The following is a 20426-nucleotide window of genomic DNA, read 5'->3' as shown; positions in this document are numbered from 1 at the left end:
CGCGCCTGAGGGGTCAGCGCCCCTGGCGCTTCTTGTAGGGCTTGGGCTGGCCCTTCACGATGGGTGCGCGACCCGATCCCTTCGAGGCCTTCGCCTTGCCGCCGCCCGCTGCCTTCTGCCGGGGCGCGACCGCCGGCGCGGGTGCAGCCGCGACCTCGGCTCGCGCGTCGGCGAGCAGCAGGGTGCCAGCGGGCGTGAGTCGCGGCTTACCGCCGTCCTTGACGAACAGCGGCTGCCCGACCTCTTCTTCGAGCCGGTCGATCGACGAGTAGAGCACGGCGAGCGAGACGCCCAGGTGCTCGGCGGCCCGCGGGAAGTGCAGGGTATCGGCGACGGCGACGAAATGGACGAGGTCGCGGATCTTCACAGGGTCACCTTCCATCGCGGCGGATGAGCGCCGAGCGTAGCGAACGCAGCAGCAGCAACAGGCCGCCGAGCCCGACCACACTACCCAGGAACGGGAACACCGACACCGAGTCGGTCAGCAGCGGGCCGTGCTGGACGACACCGAGCATGACGCCGACGATCACGAGGGTGGCCCCCACGAGCGTCGTGGTGAAGCGCCCCGTCAGCGACTCGACCCACGACCGGTCGTCGGGCGATTCCAGCGCGCGCAATCGCACCGTGAGCCGGCCCGACTCGAGATCGTTCAGGATCCCGTCGACCCGGCGGGGCAGCTCTCGCGCACGCTCGATCCCGAGCTGCACCTGCACCTGAGCGGTCATCGCCGCCGACCGCGGGTCGCCCATGTGCAGGGCGTACTGCGGCGCGCGCGAGAGGGCGCGCTTGATCATGTCGTAGTCGGGATCGAGTCGCCGCAGCGTTCCCTCGATGGCGCCGAGCGTGCGGAACCCGAGCAGCAGACCGGGCGGGAGTGCGAGTCGGTGGCGCCGGAGCACCTCGATCAGCGCGGTGAAGAGGTGCTGGTCGGAGTTGGAGTTGTGCAGTCGTGTGAGGATGACGCCGATGTCGTGCTGCAGCGCCCCGACGTCGAGCTCGGCGTCGGCGCGGGGCTTCACGAGCATCAGCACGGCATCCGTCGCGCCGGAGTCGTCCTCGTTGTGGAGCGCGACGAGCATCGGCAGCAGTAGCCGCCGCATGCTGCGTTCGATGATGCCGACCGAGCCGAAGTCGATGAGGGCGACGATGCCGTCGGGCTGGAGGATGAGATTGCCCGGGTGCAGGTCGGCATGGAAGACGCCCCGCAGGGCGATCTGCCCGACGATGACGTCGAGCACGGCGTCGGCGATGCGCGTGGCCTGCTCGGGATCCACGGCCCCCGGTGCGTCGCTTCCCGGCTCGGGCAGTCGGCTGAACGGGATGCCCTGGACGTGCTCCATGACGATGAGCTGTTCCGTGCACAGGTCGGGATAGACGTCGGGTATCCGCACCGCGCGGGCATCGGCGGCCGTCATCGAGTCGCGCAGCATCTGCATGTTGCCCACCTCGACGCGGTAGTCGAGCTCTTCACGCAGGGCGACCGCGAACTGCGCGGCGAGGGCCGAGGCCCCGACATCCTTCGCCCACGTCGTGCGCCGCTCGAGGTCGGCGGCCGCCCGCTCGATGATGTCGAGGTCGGTGGCGACCTGCGCGCGTGCCTTCGGGCGCTGGATCTTCACCACGACGGGGCGGCCGTCCTTCAGATGAGCGCTGTGGACCTGGCCGACGGATGCCGCCGCCAGCGGCGTCTCGTCGATGTCGGCGAAGACGAGCTCGATCGGCCGGCCCAGCTGCTTCTCGATCGCCGCCTTCGCCTCGTGCCAGGGGATGGGGGTCGTGTCCATCTGCAGGGAGGCGAGCGCGCTGGTGATCTCGGCGGGGAGCAGGTCGTTGCGCGTGGAGAGGATCTGGCCGAGCTTGACGAAGGTGACGCCCGCGTCGTCGAGGGTGGCCGCGAGTGCCCGGGGCAACTCGGCCCGCGCGGATTCGCTGCGCATCCCACCGAGACCGTGGCGCGAGGCGATCGCGACGATGCGGGCGTACCGCACCGCGCGTCGGCGCCGGTGCAGTGCCTCGCGCACGTAGGTGATGGGGCCGACCGGAGGGCGCGCCGGCCACATGAGCTCGAGCGTGATGAGGGCGATGAGGACGATCGCGAACAGCCAGGCCAGCACGAGGAACACGAAGCCGATGGCGACGGGCGCGTCGGTGAGCAGGCCGTTCTCCTGCAGCACGCCGGCGCCGCGCAGCACCCAGATGCCGAGCGGCCCGAAGACGATGAAGACCACGAGCGAGACGAGCGGTCCGCGCACCCAGCCGACGCGGGCCTCGAGCGCTCGCTTGGCCAACCACGTCGCGGCGACGGAGAAGACCACCGCCGCGATGGTGAAGAGCAGCCACTCCGGCATCGGTACCCCCTCGAGTCCGTCGACCTGCTTCGAGGCTAGGGCACCGGGCTCTGCCACGCCGGGCCGATCATGCGATCTCGGCGGAGGCGGACTACCCTGAAGCGTGTCCACTTCTGCTGAACAGTCTGTATCCGAGTCCGTCGACGAGCCGCCCGTCATCACCTTCCGCGACCTCGGGCTGGGGGAGCAGGTGCTCAAGGCGCTCTCTGATGTGGGCTACGAGACACCGTCGGCGATCCAGGCCGCGACCATCCCGACGCTCCTCGAGGGACGCGACGTCGTGGGGCTCGCTCAGACCGGAACCGGCAAGACCGCGGCCTTCGCGCTGCCGATCCTCGACCGGCTCGACCTGACGCAGAAGACCCCGCAAGCCCTGGTGCTGGCACCCACGCGCGAGCTCGCGCTGCAGGTCTGCGAGGCGTTCGAGAAGTACGCGTCGCGCACGAAGGGCGTTCACGTGCTGCCCGTCTACGGCGGTCAGGGCTACGGCGTGCAGCTTTCGGCGCTGCGCCGCGGAGTCCACGTGATCGTCGGAACCCCCGGCCGCATCATGGACCACCTCGACAAAGGCACGCTCGACCTCTCGGAGCTGAAGTACCTCGTGCTCGACGAGGCCGACGAGATGCTGAAGATGGGCTTCGCCGAGGATGTCGAGACGATCCTCGCCGACACCCCCGACACCAAGCAGGTCGCGCTGTTCTCGGCGACGATGCCGGCAGCGATCCGCCGGATGTCGAAGCAGTACCTCAACGATCCCGAAGAGATCACCGTCGCCTCGAAGACGACGACCTCCTCGACGATCAGCCAGCGCTACCTGATCGTGTCGTACCAGCAGAAGATCGACGCGCTCACCCGCATCCTCGAGGTCGAGAACTTCGAGGCGATGATCGTCTTCGCCCGCACCAAGAGCGCGACCGAGGAGGTCGCCGAGAAGCTACGCGCCCGCGGCTACTCGGCAGCCGCCATCAACGGCGACGTCGCCCAGGTGCAGCGCGAGCGCACCGTCAACCAGCTGAAGTCGGGCAAGCTCGACATCCTGGTCGCCACGGATGTCGCTGCCCGAGGCCTCGACGTCGAGCGCATCTCGCACGTGGTGAACTTCGACATCTCGACCGACACCGAGTCGTACGTCCACCGCATCGGCCGCACCGGGCGTGCGGGCCGCACCGGAGACGCGATCAGCTTCGTGACCCCGCGCGAGCGCGGGCTCGTGGGCGCGATCGAGCGTGCGACCCGCCAGCCGCTGACGCAGATGCAGCTGCCGAGCGTCGACGAGGTCAACGTCACCCGCCTGTCGCGCTTCGACGACCGCATCACCGCGGCGCTGGAGGAGACGGAACGGCTCGAGCGCTTCCGCGACATCGTCGCCCACTACGTCCGTCACCATGACGTCCCCGAGGTCGACGTCGCCGCCGCGCTCGCCCTCGTCGCTCAGGGCGAGACCCCGTTGCTGCTCGAGCCCGACCCCGAGCCGCGTGCCCGAGCTCCGCGAGAGGACCGCGCCCCGCGCTCGTTCGACCGCGACGATCGTGACGGTCGCCCCGAGCGCCGTCCGCGCGCGAGCAACCCCAACATGACCACCTATCGCATCGCGGTGGGGAAGCGGCACCGTGTCGAGCCCCGCCAGATCGTCGGCGCGCTCGCGAACGAGGGCGGCCTCAGCCGCGGCGACTTCGGCGCCATTCAGATCCGCCCCGACTTCTCGCTCGTCGAGCTGCCGTCCGACATGCCGCAGTCGACGCTCGATCGGCTCGCCGACACCCGCATCTCGGGCAAGGCGATCGAGATCCGCGTCGACACGGGCGGCCCGAGCCGCAGCCCGCGCGGCCGATTCGATCGCGATGACCGCCCGCGTGACCGCGACCGCGACGACCGTCCCGCGCGCAAGCCCCGCCACCGCTCGGAGACCGCCGACTGACATCGCGGCGTCGCCCCGGGAGCTGAGCGCGTCTCGCACGCATCCGCTCTCGGGGCAAGCCCGGTTCGCGGCATCCGCTTCGCGTGCACAGTGGAGGTGTCCCGCAGGCGCGGGGAGTCACACGAGCCGATCGGAGAAGTGACATGAGCGCGGACCATCACGGACGAGACGACGAGCACCAGCACGAGAGCGACGACGCGGCATCCGCCGGTTCGGAGTCTCCCGAAGAGGGCGCCGAGGCCGAAGAGGCCGCGGAGGAGGCCCGAACCGATCGGTGACGGCCACGGCGCTGTCACCGACGTCGGCGGTGCTCTGTTCCCGGGATACTGGGGAGCATGAGCACCGCCGACGTCGTCGTTTCCACGTTCCCCGTTCCTCTCGTTCCGTCCGAGGCCTGGCCGTGGGAGGTGCGCGAGGACGGTGTCGCCGTCACCGCGAAGCCGCACAGCGACCTGTTCGTCGACCCCAGCGGAGCCGGTAGCACGGCGGCCGAGTCGATGATGAACGCCGTGAGCCTGACCGCGGTGCCGCCCGCGGGGGACTTCACGCTTCAGGCACGCGTCGGCGTCGACTTCGGGGCGACGTTCGACGCGGGGGTGCTGCTGATCTGGATCGACGAGCGCCGGTGGGCGAAACTCTGCTTCGAGGCCGCGCCCGCGGGCACGCCCATGGTGGTCTCCGTCGTCACCCGCGACGTCTCTGACGACGCCAACGCGTTCGACGTCGACGGCGACGCGGTGTGGCTGCGCCTCGCGCGCGTCGGACGCGTGTTCGCCTTCCACGCGTCGACCGACGGGGAGACGTGGTCGATGGTGCGAGCCTTCGCGCTGCCCCATGCAGGCGGCGACGAGGTCCGTGTCGGCTTCGAAGCGCAGAGCCCCACGGGCGATGGCTGTGACGTGCGGTTCTCCGACATCCTGTTCACCGAGCGCACGCTGGCCGATCTGCGCGACGGGTCCTGAGAGCCGCCGCGCGAATAGCGGCTGCGGCGGACGAGCGCAACGGGGTACGGCATCCGTGCCGCGCGGATCGATCCTGCATCGATGAGCGCGACCACTTCGCACCCCCACCTCGCCGGCCGGACGATCGTCGTGGTCGGCGCGTCCAGCGGGATCGGTCGCGCCGTCGCGCTGCGGGCGGCCGCGGCCGGGGCGAGCATCGTCGTCTTCTCGCGCCGCGCGGACGCGCTGGATGACCTCGCCCGACGCATCCGGGAGCGCGGCGGTCGGGCGCACGCCGTGCCCGGCGATGTCGGCAGCACCGATGATCTCGAGCGCCTCGCCGGCGAGGCGGGGCGGATGTTCGGGCCGATCGATGTCTGGGTCGGCAATGCCGGGGTCGCCACGATCGGGCCGTTCTGGGAGGCACCCCTCGACGAGCACCTCCGCATCGTCGACACCAACCTCGCCGGGGTGATGCGCGGGATGCATGTCGCACTCCGCCGGTTCGTCGCGCGAGGAAGCGGCGTCATCGTCAATACCGCGTCGGTCGAGAGCGTCGTCCCGCTGGCGTCCCAGGCGTCGTATGCCGCGACGAAGGCCGGCGTTCTCTCGCTCACCCGCGCAGTGCGCCAGGAGTTGCGGCTCGCGGGGGTCGACGGCGTCGCGGTGACGGCGGTGCTGCCCTGGGCCGTCCGCACACCGTTCTGGCGCCATGCGGGCAACCACGCCGGCCGAGCGCTGCGACTGCCGCTGATGGACGAGCCCGAGGTCGTCGCAGACGCGATCCTGCGGGCCGCGGTCGTTCCGCGCGAGCGGGTCGCGGTCGGGTGGAAGGCGCGCGCGGCCCTCGCGGGGTACCGCATCGCGCCGCGCCTGACGACGCGATCGGCCGCCGACCTCGTCCAGGCCTGCCTGCGACATGGTGCCGAGGCGGCACCGAGCTCGGGCGCGGTCCACCGGAGCCTCGACGATCCCGCGACCGCTGCCGAGACGCCGCGGTCGCCTCGATCGCCCTAGCCGCGCCCGAATGCGCGGCGCGCGCCGCGGATGACGATCCATCCCGCGAGCACCCACGGACCCGCGACGAGGATGGGGTCGAGCCATGTGTGACGCTGGTCGATGCGTCCGCGCCCGAACCGCGACCGGATCGGATGCCGTCGCGTTTCGCTCAGGACCCCGGTCTCGGTGATCGGGTTGTCGGGCCGCGTCGTCGCGAACGATCGCACGTGAGCGCCGACGGCCTCGACCCGGTCGCCCGCCACGAGCAGCAGCCAGTGCGCGGCGCGGCCCTCGCTGAAGCGTGCATACGCCAGCCGGCGGATGCGTCCCGACAGGCCGTGGAGCGGCTGCGCCGTGCCGTACACGGGCGTGAGGAACGCGTGCTCGATCGAGCGCTCCCGGCCGGGGTCGTCCGCCTGCCGTGGCGGCATCCCGCGGTCGGCGGCAGCCGGGTCGATCCTCTCGACGGTGTCCGACGGGCGATCCGCAGGGTCGAGGTCGACGCCCCAGCCCGGAATGCGCGCGCGCAGCGCCGCGCGGTCGGGTGCCGGTCGGGGCACGCTCGCGGTGTACGGGGTCGGGATCTCAGCGGAGTTCGTGCTCATGGGTCAGCCTTCCGAGGGGACGACGACGGTCTTCACGCAGTCATCGAGCTTGGACGAGAACATGTGGTATCCCTCGGCGATGTGCTCGAGAGGGATGCGGTGCGTGATCATGTCGCTCGGTGAGATGTAGCCCGCGCGGATGTGCTCGAACAGCCGCGGCCACTGCCGTTTGACCGGTGCCTGGTTCATGCGCAGCGTCAGTCCCTTGTTGAGGGCGTCGCCGAACTTGACCGCGCTGAACAGCGGACCGTACGCGCCGATCACCGACACCGATCCGCCTTTGCGTGTTCCGTCGATCGCCCAGTTCAGAGCGACAGGCGAGCCGCCCTGGAGCTTGAGCTTGGCCGAGGTGACGTGCTGGGTGACGTTGCCGTCCGCCTCCGCGCCGACGGCATCGATGACGACATCGGCACCGAGGTAGTCGGTCATGCGCTTCATCTCCACGACGACGTCGCGGTGCTCCGAGATGTTCACCGTCTCGGCATGGGCGAAATCGCGAGCTTTCGTCAGACGGTAGTCGAGGTGATCGAACGAGATCACCCGTCCCGCCCCCATGAGCCAGGCCGATTGCGCCGCGGCGAGGCCCACGGGCCCGGCTCCGAGCACCATGACGGTGTCGCCTTCGACGATGCTGCCCAGCTGGGCTCCGAAGTAGCCCGTCGCGTAGGCGTCGGTGAGCATGAGAGCATCCTCGTCCGACATCCAGTCGGGGATGACGGTCGGACCCACGTCGGCGAAGGGGACGCGCACGAGCTCGGCTTGACCGCCGTCGTAGCCGCCCGCCGTGTGCGAGTATCCGTAGATGCCGCCGACGGCGGTCGCGTTCGCGTTGACGTTGTGGCAATTCGAGAACAGCCCGCGTGCGCAGAAGTAGCACGAGCCGCAGAAGATGTTGAAGGGCACCATCACGCGGTCGCCGACGGCGAGGTTCGTCACGGCACCACCGAGCTGCTCGACGACGCCGATGAACTCGTGGCCGAACGTGTGGCCGATCCGGGTGTCGGGCATCATGCCGTGGTAAAGGTGCAGATCCGAGCCGCAGATGGCGGCGAGCGTCACCCGCACGATCGCGTCGTGGGGGTGTTCGATCCGCGGATCGGGTTTGTCTTCGACGCGCACCTTGTATGGTCCGCGATAGGTCATCGCCTTCATCGATCGCCTTTCTCCAGGTGTTCGTGCTGTCCTCGTGCCGTGTCGTCGTGCCGTCGTGCCGCGCGCCGATGCAAGGGATCGTCGCCGACACCCCGGCCGGAACGGCATCCGGTCGGGGTGTCGGGCGAGATCCCTTGCATCCGGGCACGGCCGGGTCGCCCGGGGTCGTCAGAGCTTGTCGCGGATGACGCCCTCGGCCTTGTCGATGATGTTCGGCTTCGCATCGGTGCCGTAGAAGCGGGGATCCGGCTGCGTGGGCGGCGGCATCGGAACCGAGGTGTCGGGCCCGTCGAGGTAGGTGAACTCACCCTTGCCGTCGGGGGTCGGGCCCGACGCCCACGAACCCTCGGCGGCCGCGGCGCCGTCCGAGAAGTTGATGTACTGGTACGCGTGCTCGCGCGCCTCGTTCGAGAGCGGGAAGTTCGACGGCACGGGGATGTCCTCCACTCCCTCTTCGCGCAGCTCCTGGGCCGCCCGGATCCACTGGTTCTGGTGCATCGTGTCGCGCGCAAGGAGGAACGAGAGCATGTCCCGGACACCCTTGTCATCGGTCATGTGGTAGATCCGCGCGACCTGCAGCCGCCCCTGCATCTCGGCGTTCGCGTTGGCCGTGAAGTCGGCGAGCAGGTTGCCGCTCGCCGTCACGTAGGAGCCCTGCCACGGGTTGCCGTTCGAGTCGACGGGGCGCACACCCGCACCGGCGACGATCGCGGCCTGCACGTCCATGCCGCCGATCACGGCCCCGAGCACGGGGTCGGATTTCGCTGCGGCCTCGGACTGCTCGGCCGGAGCCTTCTCGAGCAGCTGCGCGATCATGATCGCGAGCATCTCGACGTGACCGAACTCCTCGGCGCCGATGCCGTAGAGCAGATCGCGGTACTTGCCGGGAACGTGTGCGTTCCACGCCTGGAACCCGTACTGCATCGCGACGGTGATCTCGCCGTACTGGCCGCCGAGCACTTCCTGCATGCGCCGCGCGAAGATCGCGTCGGGCTTCTCCGGGCGCGCCTCGAACTGCAGTTCCTGTCGATGAAAGAACATCTCGCCTCCTGGGGATCGGCCGAGCGCGGACTGCGCCGGCGCGGCGAACGTAGGTCCGCGCCAGACGGGATGCCACGGGCCTTGACTCGTCTCGAGTCGGGTGCGACCATCGCGCCCGCGTGGCGGGTGGCTGCCGACCGGCCTGTCAACCCCCGAGCGCTCGCCGGTGGGGATCCGCATCATCGATCGCGACCGAAGGAGGAGCGATGTCCGTACTCCGGCCGCGTGTGTCCGAGGTCGCGGAGGGCGTGTTCCAGCTCGCGCGCGGCGGGGTCAACGCCTACCTCATCGCCTCGCACGATGGGCTCGTCCTCGTCGACGCCGGACTCCCGCGCACTTGGCCGCTGCTCGAACAGGCGCTCGCTGCCGTCGGCGCGCGTATCGCCGACATCGACACCGTGCTGTTGACCCATGGACACTTCGACCACGTCGGGATGTGCGAGCGGCTGCGCGAGGAGCACCATCTCGTGGCGAACGTGCATCCGGGCGACGAGGAGCTGACGCGGCATCCGTATCGCTACGCGCACGAGTCCGCGCGGTGGCCCTACCCCGTGCGCTACCCCGGAGCTCTGCCGGTGCTCGCCCGCATGATCGCGGGAGGAGCGCTGGAGGTCTCGGGTGTTCCCGCCAACCCGACCATCGTCGCGGGCCATTCGATTCCCCTGGCGGGCGGCATCCTCCCGATCGCGACGCCCGGTCACACCGACGGACATTGCGCGTTCCTCCTCGAGGCCCACGGCATCCTGCTGACCGGCGACGCCCTCGTCACCCTCGATCCGTACACGGGGCGGACCGGCCCGCGCGTCGTCGCCCGCGCCGCGACCGCCCACAGCAGCGAGGCCCTTCGCTCGCTGGATCTGCTCGCCGACACGGCGGCCCGACTCGTGCTGCCCGGCCACGGCCCGGTCTGGGATGACGGCGGGGTCGCCGCCGCCGTGGCGACCGCCCGCTCCCGCGGCGTCGACTGAGATGACGGATGAGGCCACCGCGTGTCAAGCCCCGTGAATCCGAGGCGCAGTCGGGGTCGGGTAGACGCAACGTTCGACGACAGAGAGGGATGACCATGGAACCCCAGCAGCAGAGCGTCCCGGGGACCGACCAGCAGATGGTGCCGAAGCCCGACTATGGCGAAGAGACCTACCGCGGGTCGGGAAAGCTCACCGGCAAGCGCGCTCTGATCACCGGCGGCGACAGCGGCATCGGCAAGGCGGTGGCGCTCGCCTACGCCCGTGAGGGGGCGGATGTCGCCATCAGCTACCTCGACGAGCACGAGGATGCCGAAGAGGCCAAGCGCTTCGTCGAGGAGGCGGGCCGACGCGCCGTGCTCATCCCGGGTGACATCTCCGACCCCGCGCACTGCCGCGAGGTCGTCCGCCGCACCGTCGAGGAGCTCGGCGGGATCGACATCCTCGTCAGCAACGCCGCTTTCCAGATGAACCGCGAGACCGTCGAGGAGATCCCCGACGACGAGTGGGACTTCACGTGGGCGACGAACGTCGATGCATACTTCCACCTCGTCAAGGCGGCGCTGCCGCACATGGGGCCGGGGTCGGCGATCATCGGCTCCAGCTCCGTGCAGTCCGACCAGCCTTCGCCCAACCTCCTGCCGTACGCGGCGACGAAGGCGGCCATCGCGAGCATCACGGCCTCGCTCGCGCAGATGCTGGGCGAACGCGGCATCCGGGCCAACAGCGTCGCACCCGGTCCGATCTGGACCCCGCTGATCCCGGCGACCCTGCCCGCCGATGCGGTCGAGACCTTCGGCGAGCAGACGCCGCTCGGGCGGGCCGGTCAGCCCGCGGAGTTGGCATCGGCATACGTGTTGCTCGCATCGAATGAAGCGTCGTACATCTCCGGTGCCCGCCTTGCGGTCACGGGAGGCAAGCCCATCCTCTGACCCCGGCTCTCGGGACCGACGGCGACGCCGTTCGTTCACGCAACGCTCGTCCGTGGTTCATTCATCACGGGCGGGCGTTGCCGCACGATGGATCGCACCGGCTGCGTCGATCCCGAAGGTCCTCCATGAGCGTTCCGCTTCGCGTCCTCACCCTCACCGAGGGCTTCTTCGCGGGCGGGGCGCGCATCCTGCACAGCGAGGTCGTCGGCGGTCTCCACGCTCGGGGTGAGCAGCACCACAGCATCCTGGCGATCGCGTCGCGGGCACGGCGCGACTCCACCGTGCAGCACATGGCCGCCGATCCCCGTTATCGCGCGTTACGCGCCGCCGGCATCGCCATCACGTCGCTGGGCAAGACCGCGGGCGCGGCCCCGCACGCACCGCACGCGTTCTCGTCGCGGCAGCTCCGCGCGGCCTCACGCGCGATCGCCGCGGCCGACGTGGTCCTCACGCTCAAGGAGCAGCCGCTCGGACTGCTGCTCGCGCTCGACGACGCGATGATGCTGCCCGCCCGCCCCGTCGTGACCTGCCTGCACCGCTCCGATCCCGAGCACTCCGGCGACGCGGTGGCGTGGCTCGCCGATGGCGTCCGTCGCCGCATCGTCACCGCCGCGGTGTCGTGCGCCCGGTCGACGGATGCCGCTTACGCGCCCGTCCTCGGCGATTCCCGGCGCCACGTCGTCGACAACGGCATCGACCTGTCGCGGTTCCGGCCGTCGATCACCCGCGGAGACGACCCGCTGCGCCGCGAGCTCGGCATTCCCGATGACGCGGTCGTGATCGCCTATGCGGCTCGGTTCGACGCGATGAAGGACCCCGAGTTGTTCCTGCGGTCGGTGGCCGCACACCGCCGGGCGGTGCCGGATGCGCACTATGTCATGTGCGGCGCGGGCATGACGCGCGACAACCCTCGGCTGCTCGAGATGCTCGCCACGGTGGGCGACGACCACGTGCACGCCCTCGGCATCCGTGACGACATGCCCGCGATCTACCGCGCCGCCGACGTCGTCGCGCTCACGAGCGCTTTCGGTGAGGCGGCTCCGCTGTGCCTGCTCGAGGGCGCCGCAAGCGGTGCCGTTCCCGTGACGACGGATGTCGGTGACGCGGCCCGCCTCGTCGCGGGGATCGGCATCGTCACCCCGCGTGACCCCGACGCGGTCGCCGCGGCGTGGCGTCGCGCCGTCGACGAGCGCCGCGTGTTCACCGGGGCCGCGCTCGCGGCCCGCGGCCGGTTGGGTCGCGATCGGATGATCGCCGAGTACGCCGCGGTCATCGCCGAGCACCGCGGACGCCTGCGCATCGCGGCCTGATCCTGCGCATCGCGGCCTGGTCCCGACGAAGTCAGCGGGTCTCGGAGGGCCGCCCGGGTCAGGGGAGCAGGCCGAGGCGCCGAGCGCGCGCGACGGCGGCGTGACGCGTCGATGAATCGAGCTTGGCCATCGCGGCTTGGAGGTACGACTTCACGGTGCCCTCCTTCAGGCTCAATGCGGCTCCGATCTCGGCGTTCGTCGAGCCGAGGGCGCAGCATGCCAGGACGTCCAGCTCGCGCGGTGAGAGCTGCACGTCGGCATCCTTCGCCGGGTTCGCCCCATCACCGGCGACCGTCGTCAGGCGGCGTTCGACTGCCGCCAGCCGCGCCCGCAGATCGGCGTCGTCGACGGTCGCGGCGATGCTGCGCAGTTCGGCGAAGCTCTCGCGCAGGTCTTCGCGGGCGGCGGCCGACAGGCCCGCCGCGGCCTCGGGCGCCGGCGCGAGGGCGAGCCGCCGCTGCACCTCGTCGCGGATGCGCAGCTCGGTGCTGATCGCATCGGCTGCCCGGAAGGCGGGCCGCGCGACGAGGTCGCCGACGGGCGCCTGCGACCACGAGCCGCAGTACAGCACTCCGCGCGCTCGCCCGTCGGTCACGATCGGCACGGCGAAGAGCGTCGAGATGCCTTCGCCGAGGATCGCCCGGTCGTAGTCGTGGGTGATGGTGCGTGCCGTGCGGTAGTCGAGGGCGAGGCGCGGGCGCTTCTCGACCATCGCGGCGCCGCCGAGTCCGCGGCCGATTCTCACCACGAGGTCGTCGATCGAATGCGATCGGGCCCCGGCGATGGCGGTGACGTGCACCGAGCCCTGACTCTCGAGGCCGCCGAAGACGACGGGGAAACGTGTGCTGCGCGCGAGGTCGTCCACCGCTCGGGAGACCAGGTGAGCGTCGTTCTCGGGTGCCGCCAGTGCTGTCACGCACTACCTACTTCCGGGGGTGACGGCCTCGTTGCCGCCTTTCGTAGCGTCGACCCTACCACCGCGGTCGCTCGACGACGACGGCCGCCGGAGAGCTGCTCACCATGAGGCAAGGAGGCCACATGAACGCATCGCCCACCCACTCGCCGCCGCCCGGCGCAGTGGATTACGTCGCCGTCGAACACTCGGCGCCGTTCCAGGAACTCAAGCGCAAACACCGCAGCTTCGTGTGGCCGCTGACCATCGTCTTCCTCGTCTGGTACTTCGTGTACGTGCTGCTGTCGTCGTTCGCGACCGACTTCATGGCGCAGCGCGTCTGGGGTGACATCACGGTGGGTCTGCTGTTCGGGCTCGGTCAGTTCGTGACGACCTTCGCGATCACCATGGGCTACGTCTGGTACGCCAACCACAAGCTCGACCCGATCTCGGCCTCGATCCGCCGCGACCTCGAGCGACAGGAGGCGGGTTCGTGAACGGATTCTGGGAAGCGATGAACGGCCTCGGAGCGGCCGTCGTCGCGGCGGGGGAGACCGTCGACAACAACCCGGTGCTGAACATCTCGATCTTCGGCGCCTTCGTCGCCGTGACGCTGTTCATCGTCATCCGGGCCAGCCGGAACAACAAGACGGCGGCTGACTACTACGCCGCCGGCCGCTCGTTCACCGGGCCGCAGAACGGCTTCGCGATCGCGGGTGACTACCTGTCGGCGGCATCCTTCCTGGGCATCTGCGGCGCCATCGCGATCAACGGCTACGACGGCTTCCTCTACTCGATCGGATTCCTCGTGGCCTGGCTGGTCGCGCTGCTGCTCGTCGCCGAGCTCATGCGCAACACCGGCAAGTTCACGATGGCCGACGTGCTGTCGTTCCGGCTGAAGCAGACGCCGGTGCGCATGGCCGCCGCCATCACGACGCTCGCGGTGTGCTTCTTCTATCTGCTCGCGCAGATGGCCGGAGCCGGCGGCCTCGTCTCGCTGCTGCTGGGCATCACCGAGCAGGTCGGGCAGTCGATCGTGGTCGCCGTCGTCGGCGTGCTGATGATCGTCTACGTGCTGATCGGCGGCATGAAGGGCACGACCTGGGTGCAGATCGTCAAGGCGTTCCTCCTCATCGGCGGGGCGCTCGTCATGACGATCTGGGTGCTGGCGATCAACGGATTCAACCTCAACACCCTTCTCGAGAGCGCCGTCGCCGCGTCGCCGAAGGGCGAGGCCATCCTCGGACCCGGTCTGCAGTACGGCGCGAACCCGTGGGACTTCATCTCGCTCGCGGTGGCGCTCGTGCTGGGAACGGCCGGGCTGCCGCACGTGCTGATGCGCTTCTACACGGTGCCCACCGCGAAGGAAGCCCGTCGCTCGGTGGTGTGGGCGATCTGGCTCATCGGCCTGTTCTACATCCTGACCCTCGTGCTGGGGTACGGTGCAGGCGCACTCGTCGGCCCCGAGCGCATCGCCGCGGCACCCGGCGGTGTCAACTCCGCGGCCCCGTTGCTGGCCCTCGAGTTGGGCGGACCGCTGCTGCTGGGCTTCATCTCGGCGGTGGCGTTCGCGACGATCCTCGCGGTCGTCGCGGGACTCACCATCACGGCTGCGGCCTCGTTCGCGCACGACATCTACGCGAACGTGTTGAAGAAGGGGAACGTGCCGCCCGACGGTGAAGTGAAGGTCGCCCGTCGCACGGTGATCGTGATCGGCATCCTCGCGATAGTCGGCGGCATCGGGGTGCAGGGGCAGAACGTCGCCTTCCTGGTCGCGCTGGCATTCGCCGTCGCGGCCTCGGCGAACCTGCCGACGATCATCTACTCGCTCTTCTGGCGCAAGTTCACCACACGCGGCGCGGTGTGGAGCATGTACGGCGGCCTGGCGGCAGCCATCATCCTCATCGTCCTGTCGCCGGTGTTCTGGGGTACCGAGACCAGCGTGTTCAAGAACGTCGGCACGGCGATCTGGCCGCTGAACAACCCCGGCATCGTGTCGATCCCGCTCGGCTTCTTCCTCGGCTGGCTCGGCTCGGTCACCGAGCGTCGGCAGGAGGACCCGGTCAAGGCCGCAGAGATGGACGTGCGCTCGCTCACCGGCCACGGCGCCGAGAAGGCGGTCGATCACTAGACCGCCGGCGAGTGCCGATCGAAACGACGGCCCCGGCTGCGCTTCGCCCGGGGCCGTCGCCGTTCCGGCGCGGCCTACACGCGGCCGGAGCCTGCACCGCTCTCGAGGTCGAGCAGAAACCGCTTGCGTTCGGGGTGACCGCCGTACTCGCCGATCGACCCGTCGCTCCGGACGATGCGGTGGGCCGGCACGATCACCGAGATCGGGGTTCGCGCGCACGCCGACCCGACCGCGCGGTGCGCGCGCGGCGAACCGGCGGCGATCGCGATCTCGCCGTATGTCGCGACCTCGCCGTACCGAACCTCGCAGACGGCACGCAGCGCCTCGCCGGCGAAGCCGGAGGGGGCGAGGAGCCAGTCGATGGGGGTCTCGAATCGGCGCAGTCGCCCCGCGAAGTAGGCGTCGAGCTCGACGGTGGCATCGGCGGCCGCGCCGGGATCGTGCTCCGGCGGCGCGCCGAGAGCGAGGGTCAGATCGGCGAGGACGACGTCGGCGGGGCGGTCGAGGATGTCGAGGCTGGCCAGTCCGCTCTCGGTCATCACAAGAAGGGCGTCGCCGATCGGCGTGGGGTGCACCGCGAAGGCTGCGTCGGTCATGGCTCCATCATCTCGGGAGGCCACGTACCCGGCGTGCGCGGCGACCGGGCGGGGGACAGAGCCGCCGTTGCAGGCGCGGGGGAGGAACCGCCGATCGTCCGGCGTGTCGGCAATAGCGCGAAACTCGGTGGCGCCTGAGTGTCGGATGCCACGGCGCAGCTTAGGGTGTGTGCTGTGTGGCGAGGAGATCGAGGAGCCGTCCGTCCGGACGCAGCCGACGAGGTTCGGGTCGAATCGGTGACCCCGGCGCAGCTCGACGTCGCCGAGGAGAACGTCGCGGTCGCCCACGTGGCCGACCCGGAGCGCGAGCGAATCCGCGTACAGGCCGCCCGGCTCGGCGGCCGGTCGACGCTGCTGCACTACATCGCTTCCGACGATGTCGGCATCGACATCACCAAGGCCCACCCCGGCAGCCTGCCGCAGTTCATCACGGGACGATCGACGCTGCTGTCGAACCTCTTCCGCGACGAGGTCGCGCTGCGAACCGCGCGGCTCGCCGCCGGGCGCATCACCGCGAAGGACGTCGAGCTCCGCACCACCCGCGGCCTCGACACCGTCCACCTCGGCGTCGGCTTCGCCTCCTGGCGTGCGGGGGGCCTCACCTACAACGCGCCCGTCCTCCTGCGGCCCCTCGCGATCCGCCGCCATCACGGCGACTTCGACCTCAAGCTCCACGGCTCCTTCGCGGTCAATCCCGAGCTCGTCGAGATCGCTCGCACGCATTTCGGCATCGACCTCGACCGGCGCGGGCTCGCCGCGCTGGCTTACGACGGCGGCGTCTTCAAGCCGCAGCCGGTCATCGACCACCTGCGTGCTCTGACCGCCCACGTCGACACGTTCACGGTGCAGCCGCGCCTGATCGTGTCGACCTTCGCCGACGTCGCCGCCCGCGCGGAGCGCGACGCCGCAGACCTCGACGTGCCGGTGCTCAACGCGCTCGCGGGGCACGAGGATGACCGCGCGCTCGTCGCGACGCGGTATCCGGTGCCCGACGCGGTCGCCTCCGACGACCGGCCGCCGGCATCCGACCGGCTCCTGCTCGACGCCGACGCAGAGCAGGAGGGTGTCCTCGACCGGATCGTCGCCGGCCAGTCGCTCGTGGTCCACACGCTGCCGGGTACCGGTGGAACGCAGACGATCATCAACGCCGTCGGTGAGCTGGTCCGCCGAGGCAAGCGCGTCCTCGTCGTCAGCGCCCGCCGCTCGACCCTCGAAGGGGTGCGCCATCGCCTCGCCGGCATCGGGTTGCCGGGCCTCGCGGTCTCGCCGCGCGGCGTCCACCGCGACCTCATCCGCGCCATCGCGCGGAACGAGAAGGCACAGCACCCGAAGATGGGCGAGATCGACGACGCGCTGGTGCGCCTGCGGACGGTGCTTCGCGACTATCGCGTCTCGCTGACGCAACGGCATCCGATGCTCGGCGTCTCGCCGCTCGAGGTGCTGCAGAAACTGACGACGATCGCGGCCGAGACGCCGCAGCCGTCGGCCGCCACGCGCTTCGACGCCGCGACCCTGCAGCGCCTCTCGACGCGTCGCGCCGAGGCGGCGGCATCGCTCGCGACCGCGGCGCGGCTGGGGGAGTTCCGGTTCGGTCCCGACGACTCGCCGTGGTACGGCGTCGCGTTCGAGACGACCGAGCAGGCGCGCGCGGCCCACGCTCTGGCGGGTCGCCTGCACCGCAGCGAGATCCCCGAGATCCTCGAGCGCGGCTACGAGCTCATCGGGCAGACGCGGATGCGGCCGTTCACGACGCTCGCCGAGCTCGGCGCCTACATCCGTCTGCTCCAGGGCATCCGCGCCTCGCTCGACCGCTTCAGCCTGACCGTCTTCGAGCGTCCGCTGGGCGACCTCATCGAGGCGCATTCGACCCGCCGCGACACCCCCGAGATGAACGGCGCCACGCGGCGCCGACTGCGTCGCCTGTCGAAGGAGTACGTGCGTCCCGGCATGCACGTGACCGACATGCACGACGCCCTCGTGCGGGTGCAGAAGCAGCGCGAGCAGTGGCAGCGTCTGGCCGAGGTGGGCGTCGTGCCCGAGATCCCCGCGGGCCTCGATGCCGTCGCGACCTCGTGGCAGCGCGTCGACGCCGACCTCGGCGAGCTCTCGCGGGTGCTCGGCCCCGGGCACGACCTGCTCGCGACGCCGATCCCCGATCTCGTGCGGATCCTCGCCGGCTTGGCTGCCGACTCCGACGTGTTCGACAACCTCGTCGAGCGCGCGACTCTCCGCGGCGAGCTGGCGGCCCTCGGCCTCGAGGGGCTGCTGACCGAGCTCTCGGTGCGTCACGTGCCCGAAGACCGAGTCGCGTCGGAGTTCGAGTTCGCCTGGTGGCAGTCCGCCCTCGAGGCGATGCTCCGCAGCGACCGTGCGCTGCTCGGCGCGAACACCAGCGTCGTCGACCGGCTCGAACGCGACTTCCGCCTCGTCGACGAGGCCCACGCCGCCTCGGCCGGCCAGCAGCTGGCCGCCGAGCTCGCGACCCGATGGAAGATCGCGATCGTCGACGAGGCCGATGAGACCGCCGCGCTCAAGGCGGCGCTGCGCGAGGGCACCGCCTCGGCGGCCGAGTTGCTCGTCGTCGCGCCGAAACTGCTCCGAACGCTCGCGCCGGTGTGGATCGCCTCGCCGTACGAGGTGGCGGCGTTGCCCGCCCGGCCCGCGTTCGATGTCGTGATCCTCGCGGATGCCGGCGCCCTGAGCGTCGCCGAGTCTGCTGCCGCTCTCCGCCGCGGGCGCCAGGTCGTCGCGTTCGGCGACCCCGTGACGCAGCGACCGACACCGTTCGAGATCGCCGCCGACCGCGACCCGTCCGACGAGCCGATCGTCGACCCCGAGGAGCCGAGCGTCTTCGAACGCCTCGCCGAGATCGTCCCGGTCGAGACTCTGACCCGCAGCTACCGCGCGGGCGGCGAAGATCTCGCGGAGCTCGTCAACGAGGCCTTCTACGGCGGCGAGATCGTCTCGTTCCCGTGGGCCGGCTCGTATCTCGGTCGCGGCAGCCTGAGCGTCGATTACGTCGAAGGCGGCGTCGGTGCACCCGACCCGGATTCCGGTGCCGTCGAGAGCCCCGACGCCGAGGTGGCCCGTGTCGTGACGCTCGTCGTCGAGCATGCCGTCAACCGGCCCAACGAATCGCTCATGGTCGTCACCGCGTCGACGAAGCATGCGCTGCGCATCCGCGCCGCCGTCGAGGCGGCTTTCGCCGGTCGATCGGATGTCGCGGAGTTCGTCGGTCGCGAGACGGCCGAGCCGTTCGCTGTCCTCGGGCTCGAGGAGTCGGTGGCCGAGAGTCGCGACCGCGTGGTGTTCTCACTCGGGTACGGCCTCACTCGCCACGGCCGCGTCCTGAGCGACTTCGGTGTGCTCTCGGGGCCGGACGGCGAACGCCTGCTGACCGTCGGCATGACGCGTGCCCGCCGCTCGATGGTGATCGTGTCGTCGATCCGGCCCTCGGCCTTCGACGACGGCCGCCTCGAGAACGGCGCTGCCACACTCATGTCGATCCTCGGCGGCATCGCGGCCCGCGCGAGGGAAGCACGCCTCGAAGACCTCGCCGATCCGCTGACCCTCGCTCTCGCGCAGAACCTCCGGCGTCTCGGCGTGGCGGTCGACGTCGCGTACCGAGGGCTGCTGCCGCTGGTGGCCCAGCGTGACGGCAAGGCGGTCGTGGTCGAGGGTGATCCCGAGACCATCGGCCAGTCGCTCCGCGAGTCGCTGCGGTTGCGGCCGCAGATCCTGCGCCGCCTGGGATGGCATTACATCCGCGTGCACTCGTTCGACCTCTACAGCGACCCCGCCGGCGTGGCCGCGCGCGTTGCGGCGATCCTGGGCGTCGAGCCCGAGGCGCCCACCGCAGATGCGAGCACCGAGCCGCTCGATGTCATCGAGTGACCGGCAGCGGGTCGAGCGGGTCGGTCGCCGGCGAGCGCGACTGACCGCGGCCCCGGGGACGACCGCCGAGCCGACGTCGGCCGATGAGACGACGGATGCCCCGGCCGGCTCCGAGGGCGCGGCCGGGGCATCCGGTCCGAACGATGTGCGGATGCGGAACGAGGTTCCGCCGCACTATTGAATCCGTCAGGCGGGCGGGGCCGCCGGGGGAGTGCTCTGCGAGCGGCGCAGGGGCGCATCGGCAGCCGGTGCAGATGCGGCGGCGGGCGCGGGCGCAGCCGAGGCGGCGTTGCTCTGCTCCAGCAGGTCGCGGATCTGGATGAGCAGCTCCTGCTCGGTCGGGAGCTTCGCGGTCTCTTCGACGACGCCGGCTTTCGCTGCCTGCCGTTCCTTCCACTTGTTCATCGGTACGACGAACACGAAGTACACGACGATCGCCACCGCGAAGAAGCTGATGATCGCGGTGAGGAGGGCACCCACCGGGAAGATGACGGTGCCGTGCAGGCCCTCGACGGGGAAGCCGGCATTCCCGTTCTCGTCTGCCTGCCACACGAGCGCGACGAGGGGGTTGATGATGCTGGCGACGATCGCGTTGACGACGGCGGTGAACGCACCGCCGATGACCACGGCGACAGCCAGGTCGATGACGTTGCCGCGCATGATGAAATCGCGGAAGCCCTTGATCATGGCTCTCCTCTTTCT

At 70.5% G+C, this 20426-nt stretch carries 18 protein-coding genes; 10 read left to right on the top strand and 8 right to left on the bottom strand.

Features of this window, described 5'->3' with window-relative positions:
- Positions 1–13: 13 nt before the first annotated feature.
- Complete coding sequence (locus ACU6RU_RS08935; RefSeq protein WP_259455396.1) at positions 14–367, bottom strand: helix-turn-helix domain-containing protein; 354 nt, start codon at positions 365–367, stop codon at positions 14–16.
- Positions 368–371: 4 nt separating this feature from the next.
- A complete protein-coding gene (locus ACU6RU_RS08930; protein ID WP_147374444.1) occupies positions 372–2348 on the bottom strand; it encodes an ABC1 kinase family protein in 1977 nt (658 codons plus the stop codon).
- A gap of 103 nt (positions 2349–2451) precedes the next feature.
- Between ACU6RU_RS08930 and ACU6RU_RS08925 the strand changes: the two genes are divergently transcribed.
- The 4 genes from ACU6RU_RS08925 (at position 2452) to ACU6RU_RS08910 (ending at position 6224) form a co-directional block, all read left to right on the top strand.
- Entirely contained in the window at positions 2452–4266 is a 1815-nt protein-coding gene (locus tag ACU6RU_RS08925; RefSeq protein WP_289329766.1) for a DEAD/DEAH box helicase, read from the top strand.
- Between the two features lie 143 nt (positions 4267–4409).
- Positions 4410–4544 (top strand): hypothetical protein, encoded by a 135-nt coding sequence (locus ACU6RU_RS08920; protein WP_446726347.1) that lies wholly within the window; start codon positions 4410–4412, stop codon positions 4542–4544.
- Positions 4545–4601: 57 nt separating this feature from the next.
- Entirely contained in the window at positions 4602–5228 is a 627-nt protein-coding gene (locus tag ACU6RU_RS08915; protein WP_446726346.1) for a DUF1349 domain-containing protein, read from the top strand.
- An 81-nt stretch (positions 5229–5309) separates the two neighbouring features.
- Complete coding sequence (locus ACU6RU_RS08910) at positions 5310–6224, top strand: SDR family NAD(P)-dependent oxidoreductase (RefSeq protein ID WP_446726345.1); 915 nt, start codon at positions 5310–5312, stop codon at positions 6222–6224.
- Here ACU6RU_RS08910 and ACU6RU_RS08905 read toward each other — a convergent pair.
- The 3 genes from ACU6RU_RS08905 to ACU6RU_RS08895 all read right to left on the bottom strand — a co-directional run bounded on the left by ACU6RU_RS08905 (position 6221) and on the right by ACU6RU_RS08895 (position 9004).
- Positions 6221–6811 (bottom strand): hypothetical protein, encoded by a 591-nt coding sequence (locus ACU6RU_RS08905; RefSeq protein WP_446726344.1) that lies wholly within the window; start codon positions 6809–6811, stop codon positions 6221–6223. The two genes, ACU6RU_RS08910 and ACU6RU_RS08905, sit on opposite strands and share 4 nt — an antisense overlap.
- Positions 6812–6814: 3 nt before the next feature.
- The gene (locus ACU6RU_RS08900) at positions 6815–7963 is read right to left on the bottom strand and encodes a zinc-dependent alcohol dehydrogenase (protein WP_446726343.1); all 1149 of its coding nucleotides are present in this window, start codon (positions 7961–7963) and stop codon (positions 6815–6817) included.
- 168 nt (positions 7964–8131) lie between these two features.
- Positions 8132–9004 carry a manganese catalase family protein gene (locus tag ACU6RU_RS08895; protein WP_289329760.1) on the bottom strand — a complete coding sequence of 291 codons (873 nt, stop codon included), beginning with the start codon at positions 9002–9004 and terminating at the stop codon, positions 8132–8134.
- A gap of 206 nt (positions 9005–9210) precedes the next feature.
- On the opposite strand from ACU6RU_RS08895, the gene ACU6RU_RS08890 reads away from it, so the two are divergent.
- The 3 genes from ACU6RU_RS08890 to ACU6RU_RS08880 all read left to right on the top strand — a co-directional run bounded on the left by ACU6RU_RS08890 (position 9211) and on the right by ACU6RU_RS08880 (position 12211).
- Positions 9211–9972: an MBL fold metallo-hydrolase gene (locus ACU6RU_RS08890; RefSeq protein ID WP_289329759.1), complete on the top strand. Its 762-nt coding sequence runs from the start codon at positions 9211–9213 to the stop codon at positions 9970–9972.
- An 89-nt stretch (positions 9973–10061) separates the two neighbouring features.
- Positions 10062–10901, top strand: a complete 840-nt coding sequence (locus ACU6RU_RS08885; RefSeq protein ID WP_446726342.1) for an SDR family oxidoreductase — start codon at positions 10062–10064, stop codon at positions 10899–10901.
- A gap of 125 nt (positions 10902–11026) precedes the next feature.
- Positions 11027–12211: a glycosyltransferase gene (locus ACU6RU_RS08880; RefSeq protein ID WP_289329757.1), complete on the top strand. Its 1185-nt coding sequence runs from the start codon at positions 11027–11029 to the stop codon at positions 12209–12211.
- Between the two features lie 58 nt (positions 12212–12269).
- On the opposite strand, the gene ACU6RU_RS08875 is transcribed toward ACU6RU_RS08880, so the two are convergent.
- Positions 12270–13127 carry a LuxR C-terminal-related transcriptional regulator gene (locus ACU6RU_RS08875; protein WP_446726341.1) on the bottom strand — a complete coding sequence of 286 codons (858 nt, stop codon included), beginning with the start codon at positions 13125–13127 and terminating at the stop codon, positions 12270–12272.
- A gap of 122 nt (positions 13128–13249) precedes the next feature.
- Between ACU6RU_RS08875 and ACU6RU_RS08870 the strand changes: the two genes are divergently transcribed.
- On the top strand, positions 13250–13600 hold the full coding sequence (locus ACU6RU_RS08870; RefSeq protein ID WP_289329756.1) for a DUF485 domain-containing protein: 351 nt from the start codon (positions 13250–13252) through the stop codon (positions 13598–13600).
- Positions 13601–13617: 17 nt separating this feature from the next.
- Positions 13618–15234 carry a solute symporter family protein gene (locus tag ACU6RU_RS08865; RefSeq protein WP_446726631.1) on the top strand — a complete coding sequence of 539 codons (1617 nt, stop codon included), beginning with the start codon at positions 13618–13620 and terminating at the stop codon, positions 15232–15234.
- A 74-nt stretch (positions 15235–15308) separates the two neighbouring features.
- On the opposite strand, the gene ACU6RU_RS08860 is transcribed toward ACU6RU_RS08865, so the two are convergent.
- A complete protein-coding gene (locus tag ACU6RU_RS08860; protein WP_120265108.1) occupies positions 15309–15830 on the bottom strand; it encodes a methylated-DNA--[protein]-cysteine S-methyltransferase in 522 nt (173 codons plus the stop codon).
- 174 nt (positions 15831–16004) lie between these two features.
- Between ACU6RU_RS08860 and ACU6RU_RS08855 the strand changes: the two genes are divergently transcribed.
- Positions 16005–19724 (top strand): AAA family ATPase, encoded by a 3720-nt coding sequence (locus ACU6RU_RS08855; RefSeq protein WP_446726340.1) that lies wholly within the window; start codon positions 16005–16007, stop codon positions 19722–19724.
- Between the two features lie 186 nt (positions 19725–19910).
- Here ACU6RU_RS08855 and mscL read toward each other — a convergent pair whose 3' ends face one another.
- A complete protein-coding gene (gene mscL / locus ACU6RU_RS08850) occupies positions 19911–20411 on the bottom strand; it encodes a large conductance mechanosensitive channel protein MscL (protein ID WP_446726339.1) in 501 nt (166 codons plus the stop codon).
- Between the last annotated feature and the right edge of the window lie 15 nt (positions 20412–20426).

This window comes from Microbacterium sp. F1-18, assembly GCF_052921305.1.
The sequence above is the reverse complement of the archived record's forward strand: the minus strand, read 5'-3'. Positions and strand labels throughout refer to the sequence as shown.